Origin of the sequence: Breoghania sp. JC706 (genome assembly GCF_037026715.1) — a bacterium.
Classification (GTDB): Bacteria; Pseudomonadota; Alphaproteobacteria; order Rhizobiales; family Stappiaceae; genus Breoghania.
Genome location: NZ_JBANCG010000003.1, coordinates 413088 through 438030 on the forward strand (window position 1 = coordinate 413088; position 24943 = coordinate 438030).

Here is a 24943-nt window from a genome sequence, read left to right on the forward strand (position 1 = left end):
CTTTGTTTTCAGAAGGGCCGGTAATCGGTTGCCGCAGCGCTTGGGCTCCATATCTGCAACATATTGATCGGACTCGATTTTCTTGACGAGCTGGCCGCATTTCCAGCAGCTCGGGCGTCCCGTGGCCGGTGTCGCAGCAGATATCCAATTGAAAATGGCATTTTTCGCTCAACAATTCTGTTATTCTATAAAATAACGCAGGCGAATACGATAACAGGTGGCTATATCACCATACGTAAGCGCGAATGTGATAAATAGATATTGGATTTATAAATATAAATCTGTGTAAATGACATTACGTCAACTTTATCTTTTGTATGGAATATTGGAAAATATACGTATTATTAACAGGTATTACGCCTATTGTGCCTCGGGTCACGGCGTTCGCGCTCCCGTCTTCTGAGAAGATGCGATACGGCCGCGCTCCTTGCTCAATGATTGAGGTGGCACAAGTGCTCAACAACATGTCGATAAAAATCAAGCTTCTCGGGGGGGTGGGATTGCTTGTGGTTGCTCTGGCCGGATTGGCCGGGGTCAGTCTCTGGGGGCTCAACACAACGAACAGCATGTTCACGGATTACCGGGGCGAGGCGGGCAAGACCGTCGCGATTACGGACGTGACCAAGGCGTTCACGATGGCACGCGTGGCGGCACTGCAGTTCAAGCTGGCGCCCTCGAAGGAAAACGGGGAGGCCGTGGGGACCTATACGGAGCAGGTCAAGGACGGCGGTGCCGGCCTCAAGAAATGGATCAAGGATCCCGCCCAGCTCGCCCGGTTCGATGTCCTGCAGTCCGATGTCGCCAAGTACGACAAGCTCTTCGACAAGATCCGGGAGAGCCAGGGCGGTGTCACCGGAGCCTTCGCTTCGTTCAAGGCGTGGGGGATCCAGGTTCCCGACCAGATGGGCCGGCTTCTGGGCCTTCTGGCGAGCGATGGTGATCATGGTGCGGAACTGCAGGCGAGCAGGGCCCTGAACGACTTCCTGGTCGCCAGTCTCCATGCCGAACGGATCGCACGCGAGCCCTCGGAGCAGAATTTCAAGGCTGCGCAAGACAACCTCGCCAGCGCTCGCGAGGCCATTGGGGCGCTTGCCAAGGACGTGAGCGATGCGCGCGCGCGCAAGATCGCAGCCGACGTGGGGGAGGCCGTTACCCACTATCTCGATCAACTCGACGAACTGAAGCGACTTTCGGAGGCGCGCAGGCAGGCTGATACGGAAATCGCTGCCATCGGTCCGAAGATCCTCGCGGCCTATCAGGGCATGCTGGATACATCGATCGACAGTCAGAACAGGCTCGGGCCGCAGGCGGTCAAGTTCATCGACGGCACGATCCGGAAGGTCGGGATCATCGGCCTGATCTTCGTGCTCGCGGGCGCGGCGCTGGCACTCTATCTCGGTCTGTCGCTGTCGCGGGCGATCCTTCGCATCACCGCCAACATGAAGACGCTCGCGAAGGGAGACCTGAAGGTCGAGATCTTCGGCGCCGGCCGCAAGGACGAGATCGGCGCGATGGCCGCGGCGGTCGGCGTGTTCAAGGAGAACGCGATCGAAAAGGTCCGGCTGGAGGCCGAGCAGAAGGAAGCCGAGGCCCATGCGGCCGAGGAGCGCAAGGCGCTGATGGAGCGCATGGCGGACGAATTCGAGGAAGCCGTCGGCACGATCGTCAACACCGTCGCCGGGGCCGCCACCGAGCTTCAGGCCGCTGCCGAAACCATGACGGCGGCCGCAGCCGATACCAACGAGAAGGCGACGAGCGTCGCGGCCGCCTCGGAAGAGGCGACCAGCAACGTGCAGGCGGTCGCCACCGCCTCGGAGGAGATGGCGGCCTCGGTGGAGGAAATCGGGCGTCAGGCGACAGATACCGCGAACAAGGCGGCGGTCGCCTCACAGGAAGCCACGCAGATGGTGGAGAAGGTGCACCAGCAGCAGGCGTCCGCCCAGCGCATCGGCGACATCGTCGGCCTGATCCAGGACATCGCGGAGCAGACCAACCTTCTTGCGCTCAACGCCACCATCGAGGCGGCGCGTGCGGGAACGGCCGGCAAGGGCTTTGCCGTGGTTGCGGCGGAAGTGAAGGAGCTTGCGACGCAGACCTCCAAGGCGACCCAGGAGATCGCCGAGCAGGTCTCGGAGATCCAGACGGCCACGGCCGGCTCCTCCGAGGCGATCGGCACGGTTTCCAGCGCCATTGACGAGCTGAACGCCATCAGTTCGGCGATTGCGGCGGCCGTGGAACAGCAGACGACGGCGACGCAGGAGATCGCCCGCAACGTCCAGATGGCGGCGGTGGGCACACAGGATGTGTCCAACAACATCATCCTGGTGTCCTCCTCCGCTTCCACGGCCGGCTCCGCCTCGGCCCAGGTGGAAGCATCCGCGGACGAGCTGTCGCGGATGTCCGAGACGCTGCGCAGCGAGGTCGACCGCTTCCTGGCCTCCGTGCGCGCGGCCTGAGGTTTCGGCCCCCGCCGCCTGCAAGGGCGGCGGGGCACGTCTGCCGGGTTATCAAGTTCCCGCGGAGCGGCACGGACTGCTCCGTGGCTTTTGTCGAGACCCTCGACATCATCACCCGGACTTCGCCGGGCAATGACGACGGAGGGGGGATGGGGGCGCATAGCCCGATACCATTGCCGGGCTTGGCTCTGAGGAGGCGCGAGAGCGCCGTCGCGAAGGATGGGCAACGCGCTGAAAGACCCGTCGCGATCCGGCGTCGCCAGACCATGAAACGATCTCGCTTTTGTCGTCTCGAACGCGCCCATTCTCCTCGTGCCATCCCCGCCGGCGCCGGAAGCGGGCAAAGATGGGACCGACGGAAGGTTCGGCGTGCGCAAACGAAAAAAGCCTGGCCGGGGCCAGGCTTTTTCAAATGATTTCGGAGACGCGCCTCCTTATCAGGACGCGACGCGTTCCTCGTCGGGCTCGCGCAGAACGTAGCCGCGGCCCCAGACCGTCTCGATGTAGTTGCGGCCGGCGGTCGCCGCCGCAAGCTTCTTGCGCAGCTTGCAGATGAAGACGTCGATGATCTTCAATTCCGGCTCGTCCATGCCGCCATAGAGATGGTTCAGGAACATCTCCTTCGTCAGGGTCGTGCCCTTGCGCAAGGAGAGCAACTCCAGCATCTGATATTCCTTGCCCGTCAGGTGCACGCGCTGGCTGTTGACCTCGACCGTCTTGGTGTCGAGGTTCACCGTCAGGTCGCCGGTCGTGATGACCGACTGCGCATGCCCCTTGGACCGACGAACAATGGCATGGATGCGAGCGACGAGCTCGTCCTTGTGGAAGGGCTTGGTCATGTAGTCGTCGGCGCCGAAGCCGAGACCACGAACCTTGTCCTCGATGCCGGCCAGACCCGAAAGGATCAGGATCGGCGTCTTGACCTTGGAGACGCGAAGGGTCCGAAGGACCTCATAGCCCGACATGTCCGGCAGATTCAGGTCAAGCAGAATGATGTCGTAATCATAGAGCTTGCCCAGATCGATGCCTTCTTCGCCAAGATCCGTTGTATAGACGTTGAAGTTTTCGGACTTGAGCATCAGCTCGATGCTCTGGGCCGTAGCGCCATCGTCTTCTATGAGCAGTACTCGCATGCCAATTTCCTCGTCTTGCCTATTCTGGGCAAACCGCACCAACCTAGGTAGGCGATCGCGGCGAATGACTGCTGCTAACCGCGTCTCGAAACCTCGAGGCCCTAGTTAACAAATTCCGATTCGCAGCGGAAGCGTTTTGATACGTAAGCTATGAAACTGACGAGAATTTCTTGAAATTCCCGCCGAATTCCGGCCCGTTGCTATCGACAATCCACATGAGGAATTGCCGCTAACCGATTCAACGGACTCACAGCTTGAACGCTTCGGCCTATAAAGGTTCCCAATCTGTGAACATCCTCTTCAATATGATTAACCAGAACCGTAAACGATCGGTTACCATTCCCCTTAACCGGCTCAATCGGTCCCCGGAGCGGCGCACGTGCAATCCCTGATCAACGAAATCGAATCACTGGACGCCGTCGAGGTCTACGGCCGGGTTGTCGGCGTGCAGGGACTGCTCGTGGAGATCTCCGGACCGGTGCACGAGATGAGCGTCGGATCGCGGCTGGCGATCGAGGGCGGGGCGGGCGACGAAGTGCTGGCCGAGGTCGTCGGCTTCAGGGACGAACGCGCGCTTTGCCTGCCATTTTCCGGGCTTCAGGGCGTGCGCATGGGCTGCAAGGCCGTGCTGGTGGAGCGCGAGAGCGTGGTGCGCATGTCCGATGCGTGGCTCGGCCGGGTCATCAACGCGATGGGCGAGGCGGTGGACGGCAAGGGGGCGCTTGCGCGCGGCGGCGAGCCCCGTCACCTGCGCACCAGCCCGCCGCCGGCCGCCGACCGCGCCCGCGTTGGCGGGCCGATCGACCTGGGGGTGAGGGCACTCAATACCTTCGTGACATGTTGTCGCGGCCAGCGCATGGGCATCTTCGCCGGCTCCGGCGTTGGCAAGTCGGTGCTTCTTTCCATGCTGGCCAAGAACACGGCCGCCGACGTGGCGGTGATCGGGCTCATCGGCGAGCGCGGTCGCGAGCTGCAGGAGTTCGTGCAGGACGACCTGGGCGAGGACGGGCTGAAACATGCCGTCGTCATCGTCGCGACATCGGACGAGAGCGCCTTGATGCGCCGGCAGGCGGCCTATCTCACGCTGGCGACGGCGGAATATTTCCGCGACCAGGGCAAGTCCGTGCTGTGCATGATGGATTCGGTGACGCGCTTTGCCATGGCGCAGCGCGAGATCGGCCTTGCCGCCGGCGAGCCGCCGACCTCCAAGGGCTACACGCCCACCGTCTTCACCGAATTGCCCCGGCTTCTGGAGCGGGCCGGGCCGGGGGTGGTCGGGTCGGGCTCGATCACCGGGCTCTTCACGGTGCTGGTGGAGGGCGACAACCACAACGAGCCGGTGGCGGATGCGGTACGCGGCATTCTCGACGGCCATATCGTGATGGAGCGCGCGATTGCCGAGCGCGGGCGCTATCCGGCGATCAACATCCTGAAGTCGGTTTCGCGCACCATGCCGGGCTGCGTGAAGCCCGAGGCCCTGCCCGTCATTCGCGAGGCGAAAAGGCTGATGTCGACCTATGCCGACATGGAGGAATTGATCCGGCTCGGCGCCTATCGCCGCGGCTCGGACGCCACCGTCGACCTCGCCATCGAACGCCACGATGCGCTGGAAGCCTTCCTCCGTCAGGGCAAGGGCGAGGCGACCACACTGGATGAAGGTTATGGTGAACTCGCCAACCTTTTGGAAATGAGTTTGGGTTAAGGTCGCCCTTCGTTAGGGGGAGTAGTGCCCGATGAAGTCCAGAGAGAGCATCATACGGTTGAAGCGATTCCAGGTCGACGACAAGCGTCGGCAGGTGTCGCAGATCGAGGCGATGATCGCCGATTTCGACCGCATGGCGAAGGAACTAGACGACCAGATCCTGTTCGAGCAGGAGCGCGTCGGCATCACCGACGTGGCGCATTTCGCCTATCCGACCTTCGCCAAGGCGGCCATGCAGCGCCGCGACAACCTCAAGGCCTCGGCCGAGGAACTGCACGGCCAGCTCGAACGCGCCCAGGATGAACTGGCCGAGGCGGTGGAAGAGCTGAAGAAGATCGAGCTGATGGAAGAGCGCGATCAGGAACGCGAGCGCGAGGCCGCGGAAGAGGCCGAACAGGCCGAACTCGACGAGATCGCCGGGCGCAATCACGCCTTCGGCAACTGAGACGAATCATCCGAAACGGCACTGGCCCGTCCGCGGGACAGGTGCGTCAGACAGTCCGCAGCCGGGAAACCGAGGTTCTTCGCGAGCCGGGGTCCTGGCTTTTGTGTTTTGTCCGTTAGCGGGCATGCTCGAAATTCAATCCCCCATGTTTTTGCGAAGGGTAACCCCCACCCCTAACCCCTCCCCTCAAGGGGGAGGGGGATGAGATCGTGCCTGCAGCGGTTGGTCAGGTGAGCACCTGGCAAGCCAGGCTTGCCGACCGGTCCCCCTCCCCCTTGAGGGGAGGGGTTAGGGGTGGGGGTTACCCTTTGCAAAAAAAAACATGGGGTCACCCACCGCAAGCATCCGCCGGCTCTCCCTTCGAGAGCGCGGCAGGATTTTCGCCAGTTCGGCAAGCGGTCGGCGAAAGTGAGGAGGCTCGGCCGCCTGTCTTCGGCAGAAGACTTCCGAAGCCTTTGGGCCGACAGGCCCGCACGCGGGCAGGGTTCGTCGGAGCATCGCAGGGGAGCGGTCGCGAAGGTTGTAGTATCCGAATACCGCATTCGGGCTTTGTCTGCGGGCTTTTCAGTAAAATCTCGCTCGGATTGGCAATATTCACAATGTGTCTTTGTCTTCAATGATTTGAAATGCATCAAATGTCCATTTTAGTAACTTTTTTCAGGAATTTCCGACACAATTTGTTTCAGGTGAAAGCCGTTGTGTTAGCCGGGAAGGCCAGCGTGAGCCGAACCGCATGGGAGACATATGCGCTTGAGAAAACTCTTCCGCCAACTCGCTGGTCAAGACGGGCAGGACCCGGGCGGGTTGCCGAGCGTGGCCGGTCTGCTGGGCAATCTCGCGCGGCTCAAACGCACGATCTTTCTGGTCGAATTCACGCTGCTCGCCGCGTTGTTCGGTTTCGAGATCCTGCATCAATACCGCGCGACGCAGACCCACGAGCGCGATATCGTCACCTCATACATCGACGACGTGGAGACCAAGTCGCGGATCCTGATCGGCATGTCCTGGCAGGATCTGGAGGTCGCGGCACGGAGCGGCGAAGGGGCGAAGGAGACTGCCTCCCAGGCGCCGTGGCAGAGCATGCTGGAGGTCGAGGGCTATGCGACCGTGTCGCTGGTGCTCGGCGGCGCGTTGCTCGGACATGCCGATGACGGCAGCGGTGACAGCTTCATGCCGGAGGAGATCTTCCCCGATATGTCCGAGCCCGTCTGGGGCGAAAGCACTCTTCGAAATGGACGGAGCACGCCTTCGCGTGTCGTGACCGGGTGGTTCTGGCACAACGGCTCGCCCTATCTCGCGACCGCAGGTCCGGTGCCGGTGAAGCTCGATGGCGTGCCGGGCCAGCCCGGCGCCCCCATCCCCCTCCTGGTGCTGACAACACGGTTCGATGCCGCCCGGCTGCAAGCCATCGCGAAGCATTTCGACCTGCCCGAACTGAGCGCCAGCCCCGTTGACGGCGACGACGGCAACAATGGGGTGAGCCTCAGGGACAGCCGCGGTCGTCCGATCGGCGAGCTCGTCTGGGAGACACGGATCGACGATGCCTTTCGGTTGGTCGAGCTGAGCCTCGTGGTTGCCGCCCTGGCCGTCGGGCTCTTCCTGATCGGCCGCTACATGGTGCGCCGCGTAACGGCCGTCGGCCTCGCCGTCGACCGCATCAATCAGGCGAACATGAAGGAGAAGGCACATCTGCGCAGCCTGATCGAGGCGTCCAACGACGGGCTCGTCGTGCTCGACGCGACAGGGATCATTCTCGATTGCAACGAGACGGTCTCCCGGCGCACCGGCGTTGCGAAGTCGGAAGTCGTCGGCGCCAACATATGCACGTTCCTGCCGGAGTTGCCGCTGGACGACCAGGAATTCCTGGACGGAGACAAGACGGTGCGTTGTCGGATCGAGCGGCGGGACGGAACGGTCTTCTGGCTCGACGTGGGTTGCGGCCGCTTCGCCGACGAGGATTCCAAGGAGCGCTACATCGTCGTTGCGCGCGATGTGACGCAGCGGGTGGAGGCGGAGGAAGCCGTCTGGCACAAGGCGCATTTCGATACGCTGACGGATCTGCCGAACCGCGCGCTTTTCAACACGCGGCTGAACGGCGAACTGATGCGCGCGCGCGAGGAGGGCACGCAATGCGTGCTGATGTTCGTCGATCTCGACGGGTTCAAGGCCGTGAACGACACTTTCGGTCACGAGGCCGGCGATGCGCTGTTGCAGACGGTCGCCGATCGCTTCCGTGAACTGATGCCTGCCGAAGCGATGGTGGCGCGGCTCGGCGGGGACGAGTTCAGCGTCATCCTGCCGACCGGTGTGGATCTGGAGGCGGCGATCGCGCTCGCCGGCACGCTGGGGCAGGGGCTTTCGCAGCCCCACGATCTCGCGGACGGGTCGATACGGGTTTCCGCCAGCGTCGGCATCGCGCAGGCGCCGCGCGACGGGCAGACGGCGAGCGAATTGCTGCGCGCGGCCGACAAGGCGATGTATTCCGCCAAACGCAAGGCGCCCGGCGGCTATGCGCTTGCCGGCGAGGGAGGCAAGAACGGCGGCTACCGGGCGGTGAAGCGCTATTCCTGACGGCAGGCGTCGTGATGGCGCCCGGCCGCACCCGGCCGCGTTCGGCCTTGCCCGCGCTTGCCTTGCCCGGCAGCCTTGTGCCACAGGATGGGAGATGTCCCCGACAACCCACCATGCGGCACGTTCATGCGCCTGATGCTCGCCCTGCTCCTGCCGCTCGCCACCTTCTCCTTCGCGCTCGGCCTGACGCTGCCGCTCCTGTCCTTCGAGAAGCTCTATTTCTTTGAAGAGACGCCGTCGCTGATCGAGGTGGTGCGCGGGCTCGATGCGGAGGGTGACCGGGCGCTGGCTATCCTGGTCGGCTGCTTCTCCATCCTGTTTCCGGCGATCAAGATCCTGCTGCTGCATGTGGTGGCGCTCGGCGGGCGGGGGCATTTCCTGTCGCTGCTGGGGGCGGTGTCGAAATGGTCGATGATGGACGTGATGGTGGTGGCGCTGGTGGTGTTTGCGGCCAAGTCCAGCGGGCTTGCGACCGCCATCACCCAGCCGGGCCTGTGGTTTTACGCCTTCGCCACCCTGTCCACCGCGCTCGCCGCGCTGATGTGCCGGCGGTAGAGCGGTCCCTGGTTGACGGAAGGATGGGCCGCAGCACAAAGACCTGCGATCCGCTTGCGCCCGCAGAACAGGCAGGTTTCACCCGTTTTGCGCAAATTTGAAGCGCAAGTGCCGTCAGAATGGATTTGACTATTTGGTCAAAAAACTGAAACTGACGTAACGAACCCTTCCGGCAAAGAGAAGGGTCGAAACGACCACCTTTGAAGACGGGAACATGTGCCGGAACGCTGCCGGGGCCGCTCGCCATGGGCGGTCGCCCCGCAAGGCCGGCCCGCGTTCGATGAAAATGGGAAACGCGCGACGCCCCGCCTCCTGTCCGGTGCGACGGGACCCGCGCGACGAGGAGGTTCCATGACCGACGTTGCGTCCGGTCCGGACATTGCGTGCGGCCGTCTGCCCGCCGAAGCGTATCTGGACAATTTCGCCGATCTGCATCCCCCGCTCGATGCCCACGAGGCGGTGGTGGAGGCGGACCGCTGCTATTTCTGCTTCGATGCCCCGTGCACCAAGGCGTGCCCGACCTCGATCGACATTCCGCTGTTCATCCGCCAGATCTCTACCGGCAACGATACCGGCGCCGCAAAAACGATCTTCGCGCAGAACATTCTCGGCGGCATGTGCGCCCGCGTCTGCCCGACCGAAACCCTGTGCGAGGAGGCCTGTGTGCGCCAGGAGGCGGAGGGAAAGCCGGTGAAGATCGGCCTTCTGCAGCGCCACGCCACGGACCGTTTCCTTGAGACCCGCCCGAAGAGCTTCGCCACGCGGGCGCCTGAGACGGGCAAGTCCGTCGCCATTGTCGGCGGCGGGCCGGCGGGACTTTCGTGCGCCCACCGGCTGGCGGAACTGGGCCATTCGGTCACCATCTATGACGCCAAGCCGAAGCTCGGCGGGCTCAACGAATACGGCATCGCCGCCTACAAGACCGTCGACGGCTTCGCGCAGGAAGAGGTCGACTTCATTCTGTCGGTCGGCGGCATCGCGGTCGAAGCCGGCAAGGCGCTGGGGCGCGATTTCACGCTTGCGGACCTGAAGGCGAAGCATGACGCGGTGTTCCTTGCCATGGGGCTTGCCGGCGTCAACGCGCTGAGGCTTGAGGGCGAGGAGATGGAGGGCGTGCTCGACGCGGTCGATTATATCGCGCGACTGCGCCAGGCCGACAATCTTGCCACGCTGCCCGTGGGCCGGCGCGTCGTCGTCATCGGCGGCGGCATGACGGCGATCGACATCGCGGTGCAGATGAAGCGGCTGGGCGCGGAGGAGGTGACGATTGCCTACCGGCGCGGGGCGGGCGAGATGAAGGCGTCGGCCTATGAGCAGGAGCTGGCGCTGACGAACGGCGTCGTCATCCGCCACTGGATGCGCCCGGCCGCCCTCATCGGCGCCCATGGCCGGGTGAGCTCCATCGTGCTGGAAGGCACAAGGCCCGGAGACGACGGTCGGCTTGAAGGCACGGGCGAAACGTTGCGCCTCGAGGTCGATCAGGTCTTCAAGGCGATCGGCCAGACCTTCCTTGATGCGCCACTTCTGGGTGCCGTGCCGGCGCTGGAAGGGGGCCGCATCGCGGTGGACGAGGACGGACGCACCTCGGTTTCCGGCGTGTGGGCGGGCGGCGACTGCGTGGCGGGCGGCGAGGACCTCACGGTCGCCGCCGTCGCGGACGGCAAGGTCGCGGCCGATGCCATCCACCGTTCCTTTGGTCTTTAGGGGAGAAGAGGACCATGGCCGATCTTTCCAATTCATTTGTCGGCATCAAGTCGCCGAACCCGTTCTGGCTGGCCTCCGCGCCGCCGACCGACAAGGAATACAATGTCGTGCGCGCCTTTCAGGCCGGCTGGGGCGGCGTCGTGTGGAAGACGCTCGGCGACGGCGATCCGGTCGTCAACGTCAACGGCCCGCGCTACGGCGCGACGCATGGCAAGGACCGCTCGCTCACCGGCTTCAACAACATCGAGCTGATCACCGACCGGCCATTGCAACTCAACCTGCAGGAGATCAAGCGGGTGAAGAAGGCGTGGCCCGACCGGGCGCTGGTCGTCTCGCTGATGGTGGCGTGCGAGGAGGAGAACTGGGCCAATATCCTGAAGCTCGTTGAAGAAACGGAAGCCGATGGCGTGGAGCTCAATTTCGGCTGTCCGCACGGCATGTCGGAACGCGGCATGGGCTCGGCCGTCGGCCAGGTGCCGGACTACATCGAGATGGTCACGCGCTGGTGCAAGAAGCACACGCGCATGCCGGTGATCGTGAAACTGACGCCGAACATCACCGACATCCGCTATCCCGCACGCGCCGCGAAGAAGGGCGGGGCGGACGCGGTGTCGCTGATCAACACGGTCAACTCCATCACATCCGTGAACCTCGACCTGATGGCGCCGGAACCCACGGTGGACGGCAAGGGCACGCATGGCGGCTATTGCGGGCCGGCGGTGAAGCCGATGGCGCTCAACATGGTGGCCGAGATCGCGCGCGATGCGGAAACCCGGGGCCTGCCGATTTCCGGCATCGGCGGGGTGACGACGTGGCGCGATGCGGCGGAGTTCATGGCGCTTGGGGCCGGCAACGTGCAGGTGTGCACGGCGGCGATGACCTACGGCTTCCGGATCGTTGAGGAGATGATTTCCGGGCTTTCCGACTGGATGGACGAGAAGGGCTATGCCTCCATCGACCAGTTCATCGGCCGCGCGGTGCCGAACGTCACCGACTGGAAGTTCCTCAACCTCAACTACATCGCCAAGGCGCATATCGATCAGGATCTTTGCATCAAGTGCGGGCGCTGCCACATCGCCTGCGAGGATACCTCGCACCAGGCGATTTCCGCGACGATCGCGGGCAAGCGCGGTTTCGAGGTGATCGAGGCGGAATGCGTGGGCTGCAACCTGTGCGTCAACGTCTGTCCGGTGGAGGGCTGCATCACCATGGAACCGATGGCCTCCGGGACGGTCGATCCGCGCACGGGCAGGCCGGTGGAGGCGGCCTATGCCAACTGGACGACGCATCCGAACAATCCGAACCGGGTGGCGATGCCTGCGGAGTAGCGGTGGGATGCAAAAATATTGGATGGACATGTGTTCTTGAGCACATGCATGGTCGCGTTTTTACGAATCTATGTATGTGCGCTGGGGAATCGTATATCATCATAAGATGAAGAAGAATATACGCGTGGGAACATTATGGGCATTCTTATCTGTGTCTGGTAGTACGCTGGGTGCGTGCTTTCTGGACCAAAGGTATAATTCGTACGTTTTTTATGCATCTTTAGCAATATCTTTGATGTGCTGTGCATGTCTAATGTGGGAGTACCTAGCTATGTCAAAAGAAAAATCCGATAATGCAGTATGGAAAGTCGGGAAATCGGGAAATATAACATTTAGGCGACATAGGTATGAAGGTAATGGTGTGTATTTCGAGGGTGAGGACGTGGGTGATATAGTTTCAGAGGACATGGAAATGATTAGAGGGAAATCTGATGAGCAAGGAAGATAGCTCTAGTAAACGCCCGACGGCAGTTATGATAGGATGCGGGGCGGCTTATTGTGGGACCGGCGTTTTATTCGACGCTAAAGGGCAGAATTTGGTTGTGGATGGATTCAATGGGTACGAAAATAATGTCGATTTTGACATAAAGAACGCAGGAGATATTCATGCATCTCATATAAATATTAAAAAATCAGAAGAAAATAATAGAAATTATAGAAAGAAATATATCAGAGGATGGCGGCCATCTGATTAGAATTTTCCCCATAAGTTTATTTTTTTCAATTTATTTTTTAAATATTATATTATTTTGTGAATGCTGGAGTTGATATTCTGGCCTATTTTATCAGATAGCGACATTCATTGGCTATTTGATTGACTAATTGGAATTTTTTCGAAAAAAGACCATCTTCATGGTAAAGGCCTTTTGGGTGAACGTTTATGGTTTTCCCGGTATGTCATCCCCTTCTGCGCGGTAACGACAAGCTGTGTGGGCTGACGGCGCGGGAGCGGGTGGCCGGATCGTGCTTGTGCTCGCCGACCAGAACGTTTCGTGGTTTGGCAAAGCCTCCGATCCACTTCCCTCAAACCCCAAACCGCTCTACGGAATGAGCGCGCGCAGGAACAGCGTTTTCAGCGTCTCTTCAGCCGTTTTCCGAAACTTCGGTTCTTCCACCGAGTGGCCCGTGATCGCGCGGATCTGGGTGTCGAAATCGGCGTAGTGCTGGGTCGTCGCCCACAGCATGAAAACCAGGTGATGCGGGTCCACCGGCTTCAGCCGGCCCTCCTCGATCCAGGTGCGGATGACGCCGGCCTTGGCGTCGACCAGATCGCGCAACGGTCCCTTCAGCACATCCATCATCACCGGCGCGCCTTCCAGAACCTCGTTGGCGAAGAGGCGGGAGGCTTTGGGGTTCGCAGCCGAATGCTCCAGCTTGCGGGCAATGTAGTCGCCGAGTTCCGATGCCGGGTCGCTCGCGACGTCGAGCGCGCGCAGGGGCTTGAGCCATTCGTCCAGGATCTCTTCCAGAACGGCCTTATAGATCTGCGCCTTGGAGGGGTAATAATAGAGCAGGTTCGACTTCGACATGCCCGCCTCGCGGGCGATCTGGTCGAGCGTCGTGCCGCGGAAGCCGAAGCGCGAGAATATCTCGAGCGCCGCCGCCAGAATGCGGTCGCGGTTGACCGTCTGGATGCGGGTCGCCTTGCGCGATCCCTGTCGGGCCGTGCCCTCGATACTCATCGGCGCCCACCCTCGCCACGCGTCGTCATCGGATCGTTTCCTCCTCCTTGTCCGCCCCTTAGCCGACCGGCGCGGCGTCTCCTGCTATAGCGCGATTTGAACCGCGATTTCACCCCAAGACCGCGCCGGGCACTTTTGCTGCGCCGCAGCGCTTCGAAAAAGCGCCCATTTTTCGCGCGCTTGCGCCCGCAAATCGAGCAAAATCCGCAACTTGGCGATGATTGCTTTTGCATCCGCGTGGATAGAAAATGACCTTGACCGCACTTACGCGGCACTCCTATCGTTATCTTGACCATTTGGTCAGAAATCGCAACGTGAGACATCGCCGAAGTCTTGAAGCTCTCGCAGGGTTGTCGCAGAGGTTTTCAGGGGCGGTTCGGTGTTTTCCGTCTTTTTCCGGTAATGGCGCCATGCGAATGCGCGCAAGGGAAACGGGCGGGCCGGTGCGGGGGCTGACCCATCCCGCGCGACCGCCAGGAAAGGCGGCGCGTTCGCTTGGAGGAATCATGTCGCAGGCCGCCACCAACAATCTCGAAGCCTTCTGGATGCCGTTCACCGCGAACCGGCAGTTCAAGAAGAACCCGCGCATGCTGGTGGGTGCCAAGGACATGCACTACACGGCCGCCGACGGCCGCCAGATCCTGGACGGCACGGCGGGCCTGTGGTGCTGCAACGCCGGACACGGGCGGCCGAAGGTGGTGGAGGCGATTCAGAAACAGGCCGCCGAACTCGACTACGCGCCGGCCTTCCAGATGGGGCACCCGAAGGCGTTCGAACTGGCGGCCCGGCTTTCCGCGATGATGCCGAAGCCGCTCGACCATGTGTTCTTCACCAATTCAGGCTCTGAATCGGTGGAAACGGCGCTGAAGACGGCGATCGCCTATCACCGCGCCAAGGGCAATGCGGCCAAGACCCGCCTCATCGGCCGTCAGCGCGGCTATCACGGGGTGAATTTCGGCGGCATCTCGGTCGGCGGCATTTCCGGCAACCGCAAGATGTTCGGCGGGCTTCTGACTGGCGTCGACCATATCCGCGATACGCACGACATCGAGCGCAACGCGTTTACCCGCGGCCAGCCGGAATATGGCGCGGAGTTCGCCGACGATCTGGAAAACGTCATCAAGCTGCACGATGCCTCCACCATCGCGGCCGTGATCGTGGAGCCGATGGCGGGGTCCACCGGCGTGCTGATCCCGCCCAAGGGGTATCTGGAGCGGCTTCGCAAGATCTGTGATGACAACGATATCCTCTTGATTTTCGACGAGGTCATTACCGGCTTCGGGCGTCTTGGTTCGGCGTTTGCGGTCGATCATTTCGGCGTGGTGCCGGACATGGTGACGACGGCCAAGGGGCTTACCTCGGGCACGGTGCCGATGGGGGCGGTGTTCGTCTCCTCCTCGATCTACGAGGCCTTCATGCAGGGGCCGGAGCACATGATCGAGTTCTTCCACGGCTACACCTATTCCGGCCATCCCTTGGCGTGCGCCGCAGCGCTCGGCACGCTCGATACCTACGAGGACGAGGGGCTGATGACGCGCGGGGCGGAGCTTGCCGACTATTGGGCCGATGCGTTGCACGGGCTGACGGATCATCCGCATGTCATCGATATCCGCAACCTCGGGCTGATCGGCGCGGTGGAGTTGGAGCCGATTGCCGGCGAGCCGACCAAGCGGGCGTTTTCCGCCTTCCTCAAGGCATTCGAGGAGGGGCTGATGATCCGCACCACCGGCGACATCATCGCGCTGTCGCCGCCGCTGATCATCTCCAAGGCGCAGATCGACGAGCTGTTCGGGATTCTCGGCAAGGTGCTGAAGGCGATCGACTAGAGGGAGGACGTCCACTCCGGATGTCATTCCCGCGAAGGCGGGAATCCAGCAACCATCAGGGTTTGGTTGTCTGGCACGCAATTGGAGGATGAGCGGGGCATTCGGCGAACCGCCCCGCCCCGCTGTTTGCTGGATCCCCGCCTTCGCGGGGATGACAATCGAGTTTGTGGCGGGGGCGGAAGACATGGCCTTGCCAACGGATTTCAAAGCGCCCCGCCATGAGGGCGCGCGACAACGCGACGACTGGCCTTTCGGACAAAACCCGCGGCAAAAGCGGGAGCCGATCGGGCCGGACAAGAACCGAAGAGAGCGGAACAGAGTGCGGCGCGCAAGCGCCGGGAATGACATCGGCGATCAGGGGGACAGACGTATGGCCGCAAGTACCGGAGCACCGGGCGAGAACCTGCGCATCAACGCCGACAGGCTGTGGGACAGCTTGATGGAAATGGCGAAGATCGGGCCGGGCGTCGCCGGCGGCAACAACCGCCAGACGCTGACCGATGCCGACAGCGAGGGCCGCAGGCTTTTCCAGAAATGGTGCGAGGATGCCGGTATGACCATGGGGCTCGACACCATGGGCAACATGTTCATGACGCGCCCCGGCACGGAGCCGGATCTGCCGGCCGTCTATGTCGGTTCTCACCTCGATACCCAGCCGACAGGGGGCAAGTATGACGGCGTGCTCGGCGTTTTGGGGGCGCTGGAGGTCTGCCGCTCGCTCAACGATCTCTGCATCAAGACCAGGCACCCCATCGTCGTCACCAACTGGACGAACGAGGAAGGCACGCGGTTTGCCCCGGCCATGCTGGCCTCCGGTGTGTTCGCAGGCCAGCACACCGAGGAATGGGCGAAGGCGCGCGAGGACGCCAAGGGCCTGAAATTCGGCGACGAGCTTGTGCGCATCGGCTGGCAGGGCGATGAACCGGTTGGCAGCCGCAAGGACAAGATCAAGGCGTTCTTCGAGCTCCACATCGAGCAGGGGCCGATCCTGGAGGCCGAAGGCAAGGATATCGGCGTCGTCACCCACGGCCAGGGCTTGTGGTGGCTTCAGGTCACGGTGACCGGCAAGGACGCGCATACCGGCTCCACCCCGATGCCGATGCGCCGCAACGCAGGCCTCGGCATGGCGCGGATGACGGAGCTCGTCCACGAGATCGCCATGAGCCATCAGCCCAACGCGGTCGGCGCCATCGGGCACTGCGATTTCCATCCCAATTCCAGAAACGTCATTCCGGGCAAGGTGGTCTTCACCATCGATTTCCGCTCGCCCGATCAGACCATCCTCGACGGCATGAAGGCGCGCTTCGAGGCGGAAGCCCCGAAAATCGCGGAAGATCTGGGGCTTGGGCTCGAGATCGAGGTCGCCGGGCATTTCGATCCCGTCACCTTCGATGCGGGTTGCGTCAAGGCGGTGCGCGATGCGGCGGAGCGGCTCGGCTATTCGCACCGCGATATCGTTTCGGGTGCGGGGCACGACGCCTGCTGGATCAACCGCGTGGCCCCGACCTCGATGGTGATGTGCCCCTGTGTCGACGGTCTCTCGCACAACGAGGCGGAGGATATTTCCAAGGACTGGGCGAAAGCGGGCGCCGACGTGCTGTTTCATGCGGTGGTGGAGACGGCGGAGATCGTGGGGTGAGGAACGGGTGGATCCGGCGCGAGTTGCGTGCGGAACGCGCGGTTTTGGCGTGATCTTTCCACCCGTCATCCCCGGCTTGACCGGGGATCCATTGGCATCTCTGCAGGTGTTCACGGCAGAGAGACGCACGGTAGCTCTGCGAGATCGAGGGACGCGACGCGATTTCCCTGGCCGACGGGGCATTCGATCCCCGATCAAGTCGGGGATGACAGACGGTGGGTGATGCGGGCGCCGAGGATGCGGCACCGCGCGGACAGGTCCCCTCTCCCCTGGGGAGAGGGTTAGGGTGAGGGGTGTCGGGTTCTCCGTATCCACGAGGGTTCGACACCCCTCACCCGGGCTTTCAGCCCGACCTCTCCCCATGGGAGAGGTTCTTTGGACGAAGCTCGGTGTTACCGCCGTCATCACCCGGCTCCGTCCGGGTGATCCATTCGGGGGCGGTGCGTGCTGTGACGGCAATGACGGAGGAGAGTGGGGGAATTGACGGCTGAACTCAGCATTTCCATCGAGCCGGTGAACCAGCCGGAAATCGTCGAGCTGATCGAGTTGTCGGACGCCTATTCTCTGGCGCGCTATCCGGCGGAGGGGCATTTCGGCACGGATGTCGAGGGGCTTTCAGGTGACGATATATCCTTTGCCGTGGTGCGCGATGAGGGCCGGGCGATCGGCTGCGGGGCGCTGAAATGGAATGGCGACGGGACGGCTGAACTGAAGCGGCTGTTCGTGCGCGACGAGGGGCGCGGCAAGGGCGCTGCGCGCAAGGTGATGGTGTATCTGGAGGATATGGCGCGGGCGCGGGGCGTCACGCGGATCGATCTGGAAACCGGGCCGCTCAATACCGAAGCCGTGGGGCTTTACGGCGCGTTGGGATATGCCGAATGCGGGCCTTTTCCGCCTTACGAGGCGAACCCGTACAGCCTGTTCATGACGAAGGAACTGCGGGCCTGAGAGGGGCGGGAACAGGAGCGTACATCCGATGTCATCCCGGGCGCGCCGCAACGTGAAACGTTGCTGCGCAGAACCGGGATCCGGGGCGGCAGACACCGGGGGTGGATCCCGGATCTGCGAAGCGTCACTGGCGTGCCGCATCGCGTCCGGGATGACGCTGGAGAGATCGAATGCGGGATTACGCCAGAGAGATTGAGAGGCGGAGCCGGAGAGATTGATACGCGGAGCCCGAGAGGTGGGGCGGCGGGGCCAGGGAGACTTCGGCGCGGAGCCGGGGGAATTGAGAGGCGAAACCGATTTCAGGGCCGGCGGGAGCGAACAGGACCCGGACGACGAGGGATGAGGGGCGAGGTGCACCAAAAAAACAAGCGCCCGCCGGCACACCGATAAACCAGAGGAACCAGACATGGCATCGAAAGTCATCAAGGGCGGCACGGTCGTCACCGCGGATCTGAGCTACAGGGCGGACGTCAAGATCGAGGGCGAGACAATCGTTGAGATCGGGCCGAACCTGTCCGGCGACGAAACCCTGGATGCCACCGGCTGCTATGTCATGCCGGGCGGGATCGATCCGCACACGCATCTGGAAATGCCCTTCATGGGCACCTATTCCTCCGATGATTTCGAAAGCGGCACGCGGGCGGGGCTGGCCGGCGGCACGACCATGGTGGTCGATTTCGCGCTGCCGAACCCCGAACAGTCGCTGCTGGAGGCCATCCAGCGCTGGGACAACAAGTCGACGCGCGCGAACTGCGACTATTCCTTCCACATGGCGATCACCTGGTGGGGCGAGCAGGTCTTCAACGAGATGGAGACCGTGGTGCGCGAGAAGGGCATCAACACCTTCAAGCACTTCATGGCCTACAAGGGCTCGCTGATGGTGGACGACGACGAGATGTTCGCCTCGTTCTCGCGCTGTGCCGAGCTTGGCGCTTTGCCGCTTGTGCACGCAGAGAACGGCGACGTGGTCGCCCAGATGCAGGCGAAACTCATGGCCGACGGCAATACCGGGCCGGAGGCGCACGCCTATTCGAGGCCGGCGGAAGTGGAGGGCGAGGCCACCAACCGCGCCATCATGATCGCCGACATGGCGGGCGTGCCGGTCTATATCGTCCACACCAGTTGCGAGCAGGCCCACGAGGCGATCCGGCGGGCCAAGCAGAACGGCATCCGCTGCTACGGTGAGCCGCTGATCCAGCATCTCACACTCGATGACGGCGAATACCAGAACGGCGACTGGGACCACGCCGCCCGGCGCGTGATGTCGCCGCCGTTCCGCAACAAGAAGCACCAGGACAGCCTTTGGGCCGGCCTGCAGGCGGGCACGCTGCAGGTGGTGGCGACCGACCATTGCGCCTTCACCACGGAGCAGAAGCGCTACGGGGTCGGCGATTTCACCAAGATCCCCAACGGTACCGGCGGGCTGGAGGACCGGATGCCGATGCTGTGGACCTATGGCGTCAACACCGGCCGCATCACCATGAACGAGTTCGTGGCCGTCACCTCCACCAACATCGCCAAGATCCTCAACATGTACCCCAAGAAGGGGGGCGTGCTTGTGGGGGCGGATGCCGATCTCGTCGTCTGGGATCCGGAAAAGGAAAAGACGATCTCGGCCAAGTCGCAGCAGTCGGCCATCGATTACAACGTGTTCGAGGGCAAGCACGTGAAGGGCCTGCCGCGCTACACGCTGACGCGCGGACACGTGGCGATCATGGACGGCGAGATCCGTACCCAGGAAGGCCATGGCAAGTTCGTGGCGCGCGAGCCGTTCACCGCCGTGAACCGCGCGCTGTCGCAATGGAAGGAGATCACCGCGCCGCGGAAAGTCCAGCGGGCGGGGATTCCGGCGAGCGGCGTCTAGCGGCGCGCGGATGGCAGGCGGGGAGACTGCGGAGCTTGACGCGCGCTGCGCCGCCCTGCGGCACGTGATTGCCTATCTGGCGGCGGTGTTCGTGGTCGCCGTGGCGCTGTCGGTGGTCATCCACACGATGCTGCCCTTCGAGCGCTTCGGCCCGCCGCCGCCCTTTTCCGCCCTGGGGCTTCGCCAGTTCGCGGAGCTTGCCAGCGCGATTGCGGGGCTCGGCTGGATCGGGTTCGTGCCGGTCACGTGGTTTCTGCTCGCGCGCGGGCGGCGGGGCTGGCCGGCCTTTGCGCTGGCGGGGATCGGCTATGCGGTGGCGATCACGGCTGTCACGCTGGCCGATGTGGGCAGAGGCATGGCGGTTCGCGATGCGCTTTATCTTCTGGCCGTCCTGTCGGGCGGGCTTTGCGTGATCCTGGTGCCGGCCAATCTCGTCTACTGGGCGCTGGCGATCCATCCGGCAACGCTGGGGCTCTGGCCGCGAATTTGCAGGAAGCGGGGGTGAGGGGGCTGACTGCTTTTTGTGAAGGGTGACCCCCACCCCTAGCCCCTCCCCTCAAGGGGGAGGGGGATGAGATCGTGCCTGCAACGGTTGGTCAGGTGAGCACCTCAAAGGCCAAGTTTGCGGAGCAAGTCCCCCTCCCCCTTGAGGGGAGGGGCTAGGGGTGGGGGTCACCCTTCACAAGAAAGGGGGGCTTTGCAAGAAGGCCCCTTCGAGAACAAGGCGGCGTAGATCCGCGCAACCGGTGAAATGGGAACGACAACGTGACGACGAGTGCAGCACAAAGCCTGACACAGGCGGGCGCGGGGGAGGTTCGCGGCGTTGCGGAGCGCGCCAGCGTGATCGCGGCGAGGGATCTCTCGCTCACCTTCGAGACCTCCGACGGCCCGGTCCACGCCCTGTCGAACATCAATCTCGATGTGGCGCGCGGCGAGTTCGTGTCGTTCATCGGGCCGTCGGGCTGCGGCAAGACCACGCTTCTGCGCGTCATCGCCGATCTGGAACAGCCGACGTCGGGCGCGATCACGGTCAATGGCGGCACACCGGAGCAGGCACGGCTCGATCGCTCCTACGGCTATGTGTTTCAGGCCGCCGGGCTTTACCCGTGGCGCACGATTGCCGGCAATATCGCGCTGCCGCTGGAGATCATGGGGTTTTCGAAAGCGGAGCAGCAAAAGCGGACGCGCAAGAATCTGGAGCTGGTCAATCTTTCCGGCTTTGAACGCAAGTTCCCGTGGCAGCTGTCGGGGGGCATGCAGCAGCGCGCCTCCATCGCCCGGGCGCTCTCCTTCGATCCGGATCTGTTGCTGATGGACGAGCCCTTCGGCGCGCTCGACGAGATCGTGCGCGATCATCTGAACGAGCAGCTGTTGCAGCTCTGGGCGAAGACGGAGAAGACGGTCGTCTTCGTCACGCACTCGATCCCCGAAGCGGTGTTCCTGTCGACCAAGATCGTGGTGATGAGCCCCCGGCCGGGGCGGATTTACGACATCATCGAGAGCGATTTGCCGAGGGAGAGGGATCTGGATATCCGCGAAACGCCGGAGTTTCTGGAGATCGCCCATCGGGTGCGCGAAGGCTTGCGAGCGGGGCACAGTTATGAGGATTGAGGGTGTGCTTTGGGTTACGCAAGGGGCGGTTCATCCTCGCTGTCTGCCTCCACTCAATGTCATCCCGGCCCCATTTATTAGGATTGGGCCGGGATCCAGCATCCCGCGACGGCGGCCGATGGGCTCGATTAACGAAACCCGGCGGTTACTGGATCCCCACCTGCGCGGGGATGACAACGGTGAGGGCGGTGACCGCCCCACTGGAGAAATCGGGTGGGCACGCAATGCCTCCACCGTCATCACCCGGCGTAGTCCGGGTGATCCAGTCGGGCGTGCGGTGCATGGGGGCGGCAGTGGATTGCCCGGACTGCGCCGGGCAATGACGGCGGAGAGGGGCCCCGCCCGTCTCTCTGTGGACCGGGGGGCCGCCGCATGACCCGCCTCTTCTCCGGCCGCACCGGGCCCGTCATCGTCGTCGTTCTCGCCATCATCGCGATCTGGTATGCGGGCGCGGTGTATCTCAATGCGCCGTTCCAGCGCGATACCTATGCACGCGCCAAGCAGGCGGATGTGCCGGTGACGCGCCTTGTCACCGACACGCTCAATCAGGACCGGCCCGTGCTGCCCGCGCCCCATCAGGTGGCGGAGGAGATCTGGCAGACGACCGTGATGAAGTCGGTCACCTCCAAGCGCAGCCTCGTCTATCACGCGGGCGTCACGCTCTCCTCCACGCTTTTGGGCTTCGTCATCGGCACCGTGCTCGGCATTCTGCTCGCCGTCGGCATCGTGCATTCCCGGGTGCTCGACAAGTCGCTGTTGCCGTGGGTGATCTCCTCGCAGACGATCCCGATCCTCGCCATCGCGCCGATGATCATCGTGGTCTTGAACGCCATCGGCATATCGGGGCTGCTGCCGAAGGCGTTCATCTCGACATACCTGTCGTTCTTCCCCGTCACCGTCGGCATGGTGACGGGGCTGCGCTCGCCGGAAATCCTGCATCTCGACCTGATGCGCACCTACAACGCCTCGAAATCCCAGGTCTTCTGGAAGCTCCGGTTTCCCTATGCGGTGCCGTATCTCTTCACCTCGATGAAGGTGGCGGTGGCGGCCTCGCTCGTCGGAGCGATCATCGGCGAATTGCCGACGGGCGCGGTTGCCGGGCTCGGCGCGCGGCTTCTGTCCGGTTCCTACTACGGACAGACGGTGCAGATCTGGTCGGCGCTGATCGCGGCCTCGGTGCTGGCCGGCGTACTGGTCGCCATCGTCGGGGTGGCCAACGGGATCGTTCTCAAGCGGATGGGGATGGCGCGATGAGGGGGCTCATGGAACGGACCCTGCCGATGGCGGCCGGTGCGGCCGCGTTGCTCGGGCTGGTGCTGCCGTTGTTTTCCGGCGAGGCGGGGGTGGTCTCGACGTGGGGGCAGACGGGTGCGCTGGTGTTCGCGCTCGCGGTGCTGGTGATGGCGGGGGAGAACCTGCTCGGGCTCTTGGTGCAGGGAAAGGGGGCGTCGGACCACTCCTGGTTTCAAGGGCCCTCCGGCGACATGATCATCGCTGTTATTGCCCATTTCGGTGCCTGGGTGCTGCTCTCCGCGCTTGCCACCCATTCGGGGGAGGCGGCGGGCGGGTTCTGGGCGCTGATCGCCGCCGCCTGGCTGACGGGCTGGCTGTTCGTCCAGCGGCTGGCGAACCGGACGTTTGCGTCGAAATTCGCCCAGCGCGTGGTCGGCATCGTCATTCCGCTTCTGTTCGGGCTGTGGATCCTGATCCTGTGGCAGGCGCTTGTCACCGGTTTCGGCGTGCCGAAGGTGCTGCTGCCGGCGCCATCCGAAATCTGGGTGCGGCTCGTCGGCGGGTTTCCGAGCCCGCTGTGGGAGGATTTTCGCCAGACCTTCCTGAAGGCCGTGCTGATCGGCTACGCGCTGGGGTGCGGTTCGGGCTTTGTTGTCGCGCTGCTGGTCGACCGGGTGGATTTCCTCAAGCGCGGGCTGCTGCCGGTGGGCAATCTCGTTTCCGCGCTGCCCATCGTCGGCGTCGCGCCGATCATGGTGATGTGGTTCGGCTTCGACTGGCCCTCAAAAGCCGCCGTCGTCATCATCATGACCTTCTTTCCGATGCTGGTGAACACGGTCGCGGGGTTGGCGGCTTCCGATCACATGCAGCGCGATCTGATGCGCACCTATGCCGCCTCGCACTGGCAGACGCTCGTCAAGCTCAGGCTTCCGCAGGCGTTGCCATTCGTTTTCAACGCCCTGAAGATCAATTCCACGCTGGCGCTGATCGGCGCCATCGTTGCCGAATTCTTCGGGACGCCGACGGTCGGCATGGGCTTTCGCATCTCGACCGAAGTCGGCCGCATGAATGTCGACATGGTCTGGGCCGAGATCGCCGTGGCGGCGCTCGCCGGCTCGCTGTTCTACGGGTTGATGACGCTGTTGGAGAGGGTTTTCACGTTCTGGCATCCATCGTTCCGCACATAAAACAAAAGGGACGGGTGTGCCGAAACCAGAGGGAGAATGAGGACATGAGGAAGGTATTGTGGGGGGCCGTGGCACTGGCCGCCGGGCTCGGCATGGCGAATGCGGGTGTATCCGGGGCTCTGGCTGCCGATGCGGTGACGCTGCAGCTGAAATGGGTCACCCAGGCCCAGTTCGGCGGCTATTACGTCGCCAAGGACAAGGGGTTTTATGAGGACGAGGGTCTCGACGTCACCATCAAGCCGGGCGGGCCGGACATCGCCCCGCCGCAGGTGATCGCCGGCGGCGGCGCGGACGTCATCGTCGACTGGATGCCCTCGGCACTCGCCAGCCGCGAAAAGGGCGTGCCGCTCGTCAACATCGCCCAGCCGTTCAAGAAGTCGGGTATGATGCTGACGTGCCTGAAGGAGAGCGGCGTCAAGACGCCCGAGGACTTCAAGGGCAAGACGCTGGGCGTCTGGTTCTACGGCAACGAATATCCGTTCCTGTCGTGGATGGCGCATCTGAACATCCCGACCGACGGCGGGCCGGAGGGCGTCAAGGTGCTGAAGCAGGGCTTCAACGTCGATCCGCTGTTGCAGAAGCAGGCGGCCTGCATCTCCACCATGACCTACAACGAATACTGGCAGGTGATCGACGCCGGCATTTCCGAGGATGACCTCGTCGTCTTCAAGTACGAGGACCAGGGTGTGGCGACGCTGGAGGACGGGCTCTACGTGCTGGAGGACAAGCTCAAGGACCCCGCCTTCGTCGACAAGATGGCGCGCTTCGTGAAGGCCTCCATGAAGGGCTGGGAATATGCCCGCGAGCACCCGGACGAGGCGGCGGACATCGTTTTGGAAAACGATGCCACCGGCGCCCAGACCGAAAAGCACCAGCGCCGGATGATGCGCGAGATCAACAAGCTGACCGAGGGCACCGACGGTGCGCTGGACGAGGCCGACTACAAGCGCACGGTCGAGACGCTGCTGTCGGGCGGGTCCGATCCCGTCATCACCAAGGAGCCGGAAGGCGCCTTTACCCACGCGGTGACCGACAAGGCGCTCTAAGCGCTTCGGCCGG

At 63.1% G+C, this 24943-nt stretch carries 19 protein-coding genes; 17 read left to right on the top strand and 2 right to left on the bottom strand.

The genetic code is table 11. From position 1 onward, the window contains the following. Nucleotides 1–506: 506 nt before the first annotated feature. Nucleotides 507–2456: a methyl-accepting chemotaxis protein gene (locus V2L18_RS07770; RefSeq protein WP_336177729.1), complete on the top strand. Its 1950-nt coding sequence runs from the start codon at nt 507–509 to the stop codon at nt 2454–2456. Between the two features lie 437 nt (nt 2457–2893). On the opposite strand, the gene V2L18_RS07775 is transcribed toward V2L18_RS07770, so the two are convergent. Then, nucleotides 2894–3589: a response regulator transcription factor gene (locus tag V2L18_RS07775; RefSeq protein WP_336177489.1), complete on the bottom strand. Its 696-nt coding sequence runs from the start codon at nt 3587–3589 to the stop codon at nt 2894–2896. A gap of 379 nt (nt 3590–3968) precedes the next feature. On the opposite strand from V2L18_RS07775, the gene fliI reads away from it, so the two are divergent. The 7 genes from fliI (at nt 3969) to V2L18_RS07810 (ending at nt 12589) form a co-directional block, all read left to right on the top strand. Further along, nucleotides 3969–5291 carry a flagellar protein export ATPase FliI gene (fliI, locus tag V2L18_RS07780; protein WP_336177491.1) on the top strand — a complete coding sequence of 441 codons (1323 nt, stop codon included), beginning with the start codon at nt 3969–3971 and terminating at the stop codon, nt 5289–5291. Between the two features lie 31 nt (nt 5292–5322). After that, nucleotides 5323–5736, top strand: a complete 414-nt coding sequence (gene fliJ / locus V2L18_RS07785; RefSeq protein WP_336177493.1) for a flagellar export protein FliJ — start codon at nt 5323–5325, stop codon at nt 5734–5736. A 750-nt stretch (nt 5737–6486) separates the two neighbouring features. Continuing rightward, entirely contained in the window at nt 6487–8307 is a 1821-nt protein-coding gene (locus tag V2L18_RS07790; protein ID WP_336177494.1) for a diguanylate cyclase, read from the top strand. A 126-nt stretch (nt 8308–8433) separates the two neighbouring features. Further along, entirely contained in the window at nt 8434–8862 is a 429-nt protein-coding gene (locus tag V2L18_RS07795; RefSeq protein ID WP_336177495.1) for a paraquat-inducible protein A, read from the top strand. Between the two features lie 351 nt (nt 8863–9213). Next, complete coding sequence (locus V2L18_RS07800; protein WP_336177497.1) at nt 9214–10566, top strand: NAD(P)-dependent oxidoreductase; 1353 nt, start codon at nt 9214–9216, stop codon at nt 10564–10566. Nucleotides 10567–10580: 14 nt separating this feature from the next. Next, nucleotides 10581–11894 carry an NAD-dependent dihydropyrimidine dehydrogenase subunit PreA gene (gene preA, locus V2L18_RS07805; protein WP_336177498.1) on the top strand — a complete coding sequence of 438 codons (1314 nt, stop codon included), beginning with the start codon at nt 10581–10583 and terminating at the stop codon, nt 11892–11894. Between the two features lie 431 nt (nt 11895–12325). Further along, entirely contained in the window at nt 12326–12589 is a 264-nt protein-coding gene (locus V2L18_RS07810; RefSeq protein WP_336177499.1) for a hypothetical protein, read from the top strand. A 345-nt stretch (nt 12590–12934) separates the two neighbouring features. Here the strand turns inward: V2L18_RS07810 and V2L18_RS07815 are convergent, their stop codons facing one another. Continuing rightward, complete coding sequence (locus tag V2L18_RS07815) at nt 12935–13576, bottom strand: TetR family transcriptional regulator C-terminal domain-containing protein (RefSeq protein ID WP_336177500.1); 642 nt, start codon at nt 13574–13576, stop codon at nt 12935–12937. Nucleotides 13577–14082: 506 nt separating this feature from the next. Here V2L18_RS07815 and V2L18_RS07820 point away from each other — a divergent pair. From V2L18_RS07820 to V2L18_RS07860, 9 genes are all read left to right on the top strand, one after another. After that, nucleotides 14083–15402, top strand: coding sequence for an aspartate aminotransferase family protein (locus tag V2L18_RS07820; protein WP_336177502.1), 1320 nt, complete (start codon nt 14083–14085; stop codon nt 15400–15402). Nucleotides 15403–15772: 370 nt separating this feature from the next. Further along, a complete protein-coding gene (locus V2L18_RS07825) occupies nt 15773–17041 on the top strand; it encodes a Zn-dependent hydrolase (protein ID WP_336177503.1) in 1269 nt (422 codons plus the stop codon). Nucleotides 17042–17521: 480 nt separating this feature from the next. After that, a complete protein-coding gene (locus tag V2L18_RS07830; RefSeq protein WP_336177504.1) occupies nt 17522–17989 on the top strand; it encodes a GNAT family N-acetyltransferase in 468 nt (155 codons plus the stop codon). A 406-nt stretch (nt 17990–18395) separates the two neighbouring features. Beyond that, complete coding sequence (gene hydA, locus V2L18_RS07835) at nt 18396–19853, top strand: dihydropyrimidinase (protein ID WP_336177505.1); 1458 nt, start codon at nt 18396–18398, stop codon at nt 19851–19853. Between the two features lie 10 nt (nt 19854–19863). Further along, nucleotides 19864–20358: a hypothetical protein gene (locus V2L18_RS07840; RefSeq protein WP_336177506.1), complete on the top strand. Its 495-nt coding sequence runs from the start codon at nt 19864–19866 to the stop codon at nt 20356–20358. Between the two features lie 335 nt (nt 20359–20693). Beyond that, nucleotides 20694–21464, top strand: a complete 771-nt coding sequence (locus V2L18_RS07845) for an ABC transporter ATP-binding protein (RefSeq protein ID WP_336177730.1) — start codon at nt 20694–20696, stop codon at nt 21462–21464. Between the two features lie 372 nt (nt 21465–21836). Continuing rightward, on the top strand, nt 21837–22718 hold the full coding sequence (locus V2L18_RS07850; RefSeq protein ID WP_336177507.1) for an ABC transporter permease: 882 nt from the start codon (nt 21837–21839) through the stop codon (nt 22716–22718). An 8-nt stretch (nt 22719–22726) separates the two neighbouring features. Beyond that, the gene (locus tag V2L18_RS07855; RefSeq protein ID WP_336177509.1) at nt 22727–23884 is read left to right on the top strand and encodes an ABC transporter permease; all 1158 of its coding nucleotides are present in this window, start codon (nt 22727–22729) and stop codon (nt 23882–23884) included. A gap of 92 nt (nt 23885–23976) precedes the next feature. Beyond that, nucleotides 23977–24930 (top strand): ABC transporter substrate-binding protein, encoded by a 954-nt coding sequence (locus V2L18_RS07860; protein WP_336177731.1) that lies wholly within the window; start codon nt 23977–23979, stop codon nt 24928–24930. Nucleotides 24931–24943: the final 13 nt, after the last annotated feature.

Excerpts from the sequence above, each read along its gene's own strand:
- V2L18_RS07815 (WP_336177500.1), bottom strand. The coding sequence starts at position 13,576 with ATGAGTATCGAGGGCACGGCCCGACAGGGATCGCGCAAGGCGACCCGC.
- V2L18_RS07855 (WP_336177509.1), top strand. The coding sequence starts at position 22,727 with ATGGAACGGACCCTGCCGATGGCGGCCGGTGCGGCCGCGTTGCTCGGG.
- V2L18_RS07860 (WP_336177731.1), top strand. The coding sequence starts at position 23,977 with ATGGCGAATGCGGGTGTATCCGGGGCTCTGGCTGCCGATGCGGTGACG.
- V2L18_RS07795 (WP_336177495.1), top strand. The coding sequence starts at position 8,434 with ATGCGCCTGATGCTCGCCCTGCTCCTGCCGCTCGCCACCTTCTCCTTC.
- hydA (WP_336177505.1), top strand. The coding sequence starts at position 18,396 with ATGGCATCGAAAGTCATCAAGGGCGGCACGGTCGTCACCGCGGATCTG.
- V2L18_RS07800 (WP_336177497.1), top strand. The coding sequence starts at position 9,214 with ATGACCGACGTTGCGTCCGGTCCGGACATTGCGTGCGGCCGTCTGCCC.
- preA (WP_336177498.1), top strand. The coding sequence starts at position 10,581 with ATGGCCGATCTTTCCAATTCATTTGTCGGCATCAAGTCGCCGAACCCG.
- V2L18_RS07840 (WP_336177506.1), top strand. The coding sequence starts at position 19,864 with ATGGCAGGCGGGGAGACTGCGGAGCTTGACGCGCGCTGCGCCGCCCTG.
- V2L18_RS07850 (WP_336177507.1), top strand. The coding sequence starts at position 21,837 with ATGACCCGCCTCTTCTCCGGCCGCACCGGGCCCGTCATCGTCGTCGTT.
- V2L18_RS07775 (WP_336177489.1), bottom strand. The coding sequence starts at position 3,589 with ATGCGAGTACTGCTCATAGAAGACGATGGCGCTACGGCCCAGAGCATC.
- V2L18_RS07810 (WP_336177499.1), top strand. The coding sequence starts at position 12,326 with ATGAGCAAGGAAGATAGCTCTAGTAAACGCCCGACGGCAGTTATGATA.
- V2L18_RS07825 (WP_336177503.1), top strand. The coding sequence starts at position 15,773 with ATGGCCGCAAGTACCGGAGCACCGGGCGAGAACCTGCGCATCAACGCC.
- fliJ (WP_336177493.1), top strand. The coding sequence starts at position 5,323 with ATGAAGTCCAGAGAGAGCATCATACGGTTGAAGCGATTCCAGGTCGAC.
- V2L18_RS07820 (WP_336177502.1), top strand. The coding sequence starts at position 14,083 with ATGTCGCAGGCCGCCACCAACAATCTCGAAGCCTTCTGGATGCCGTTC.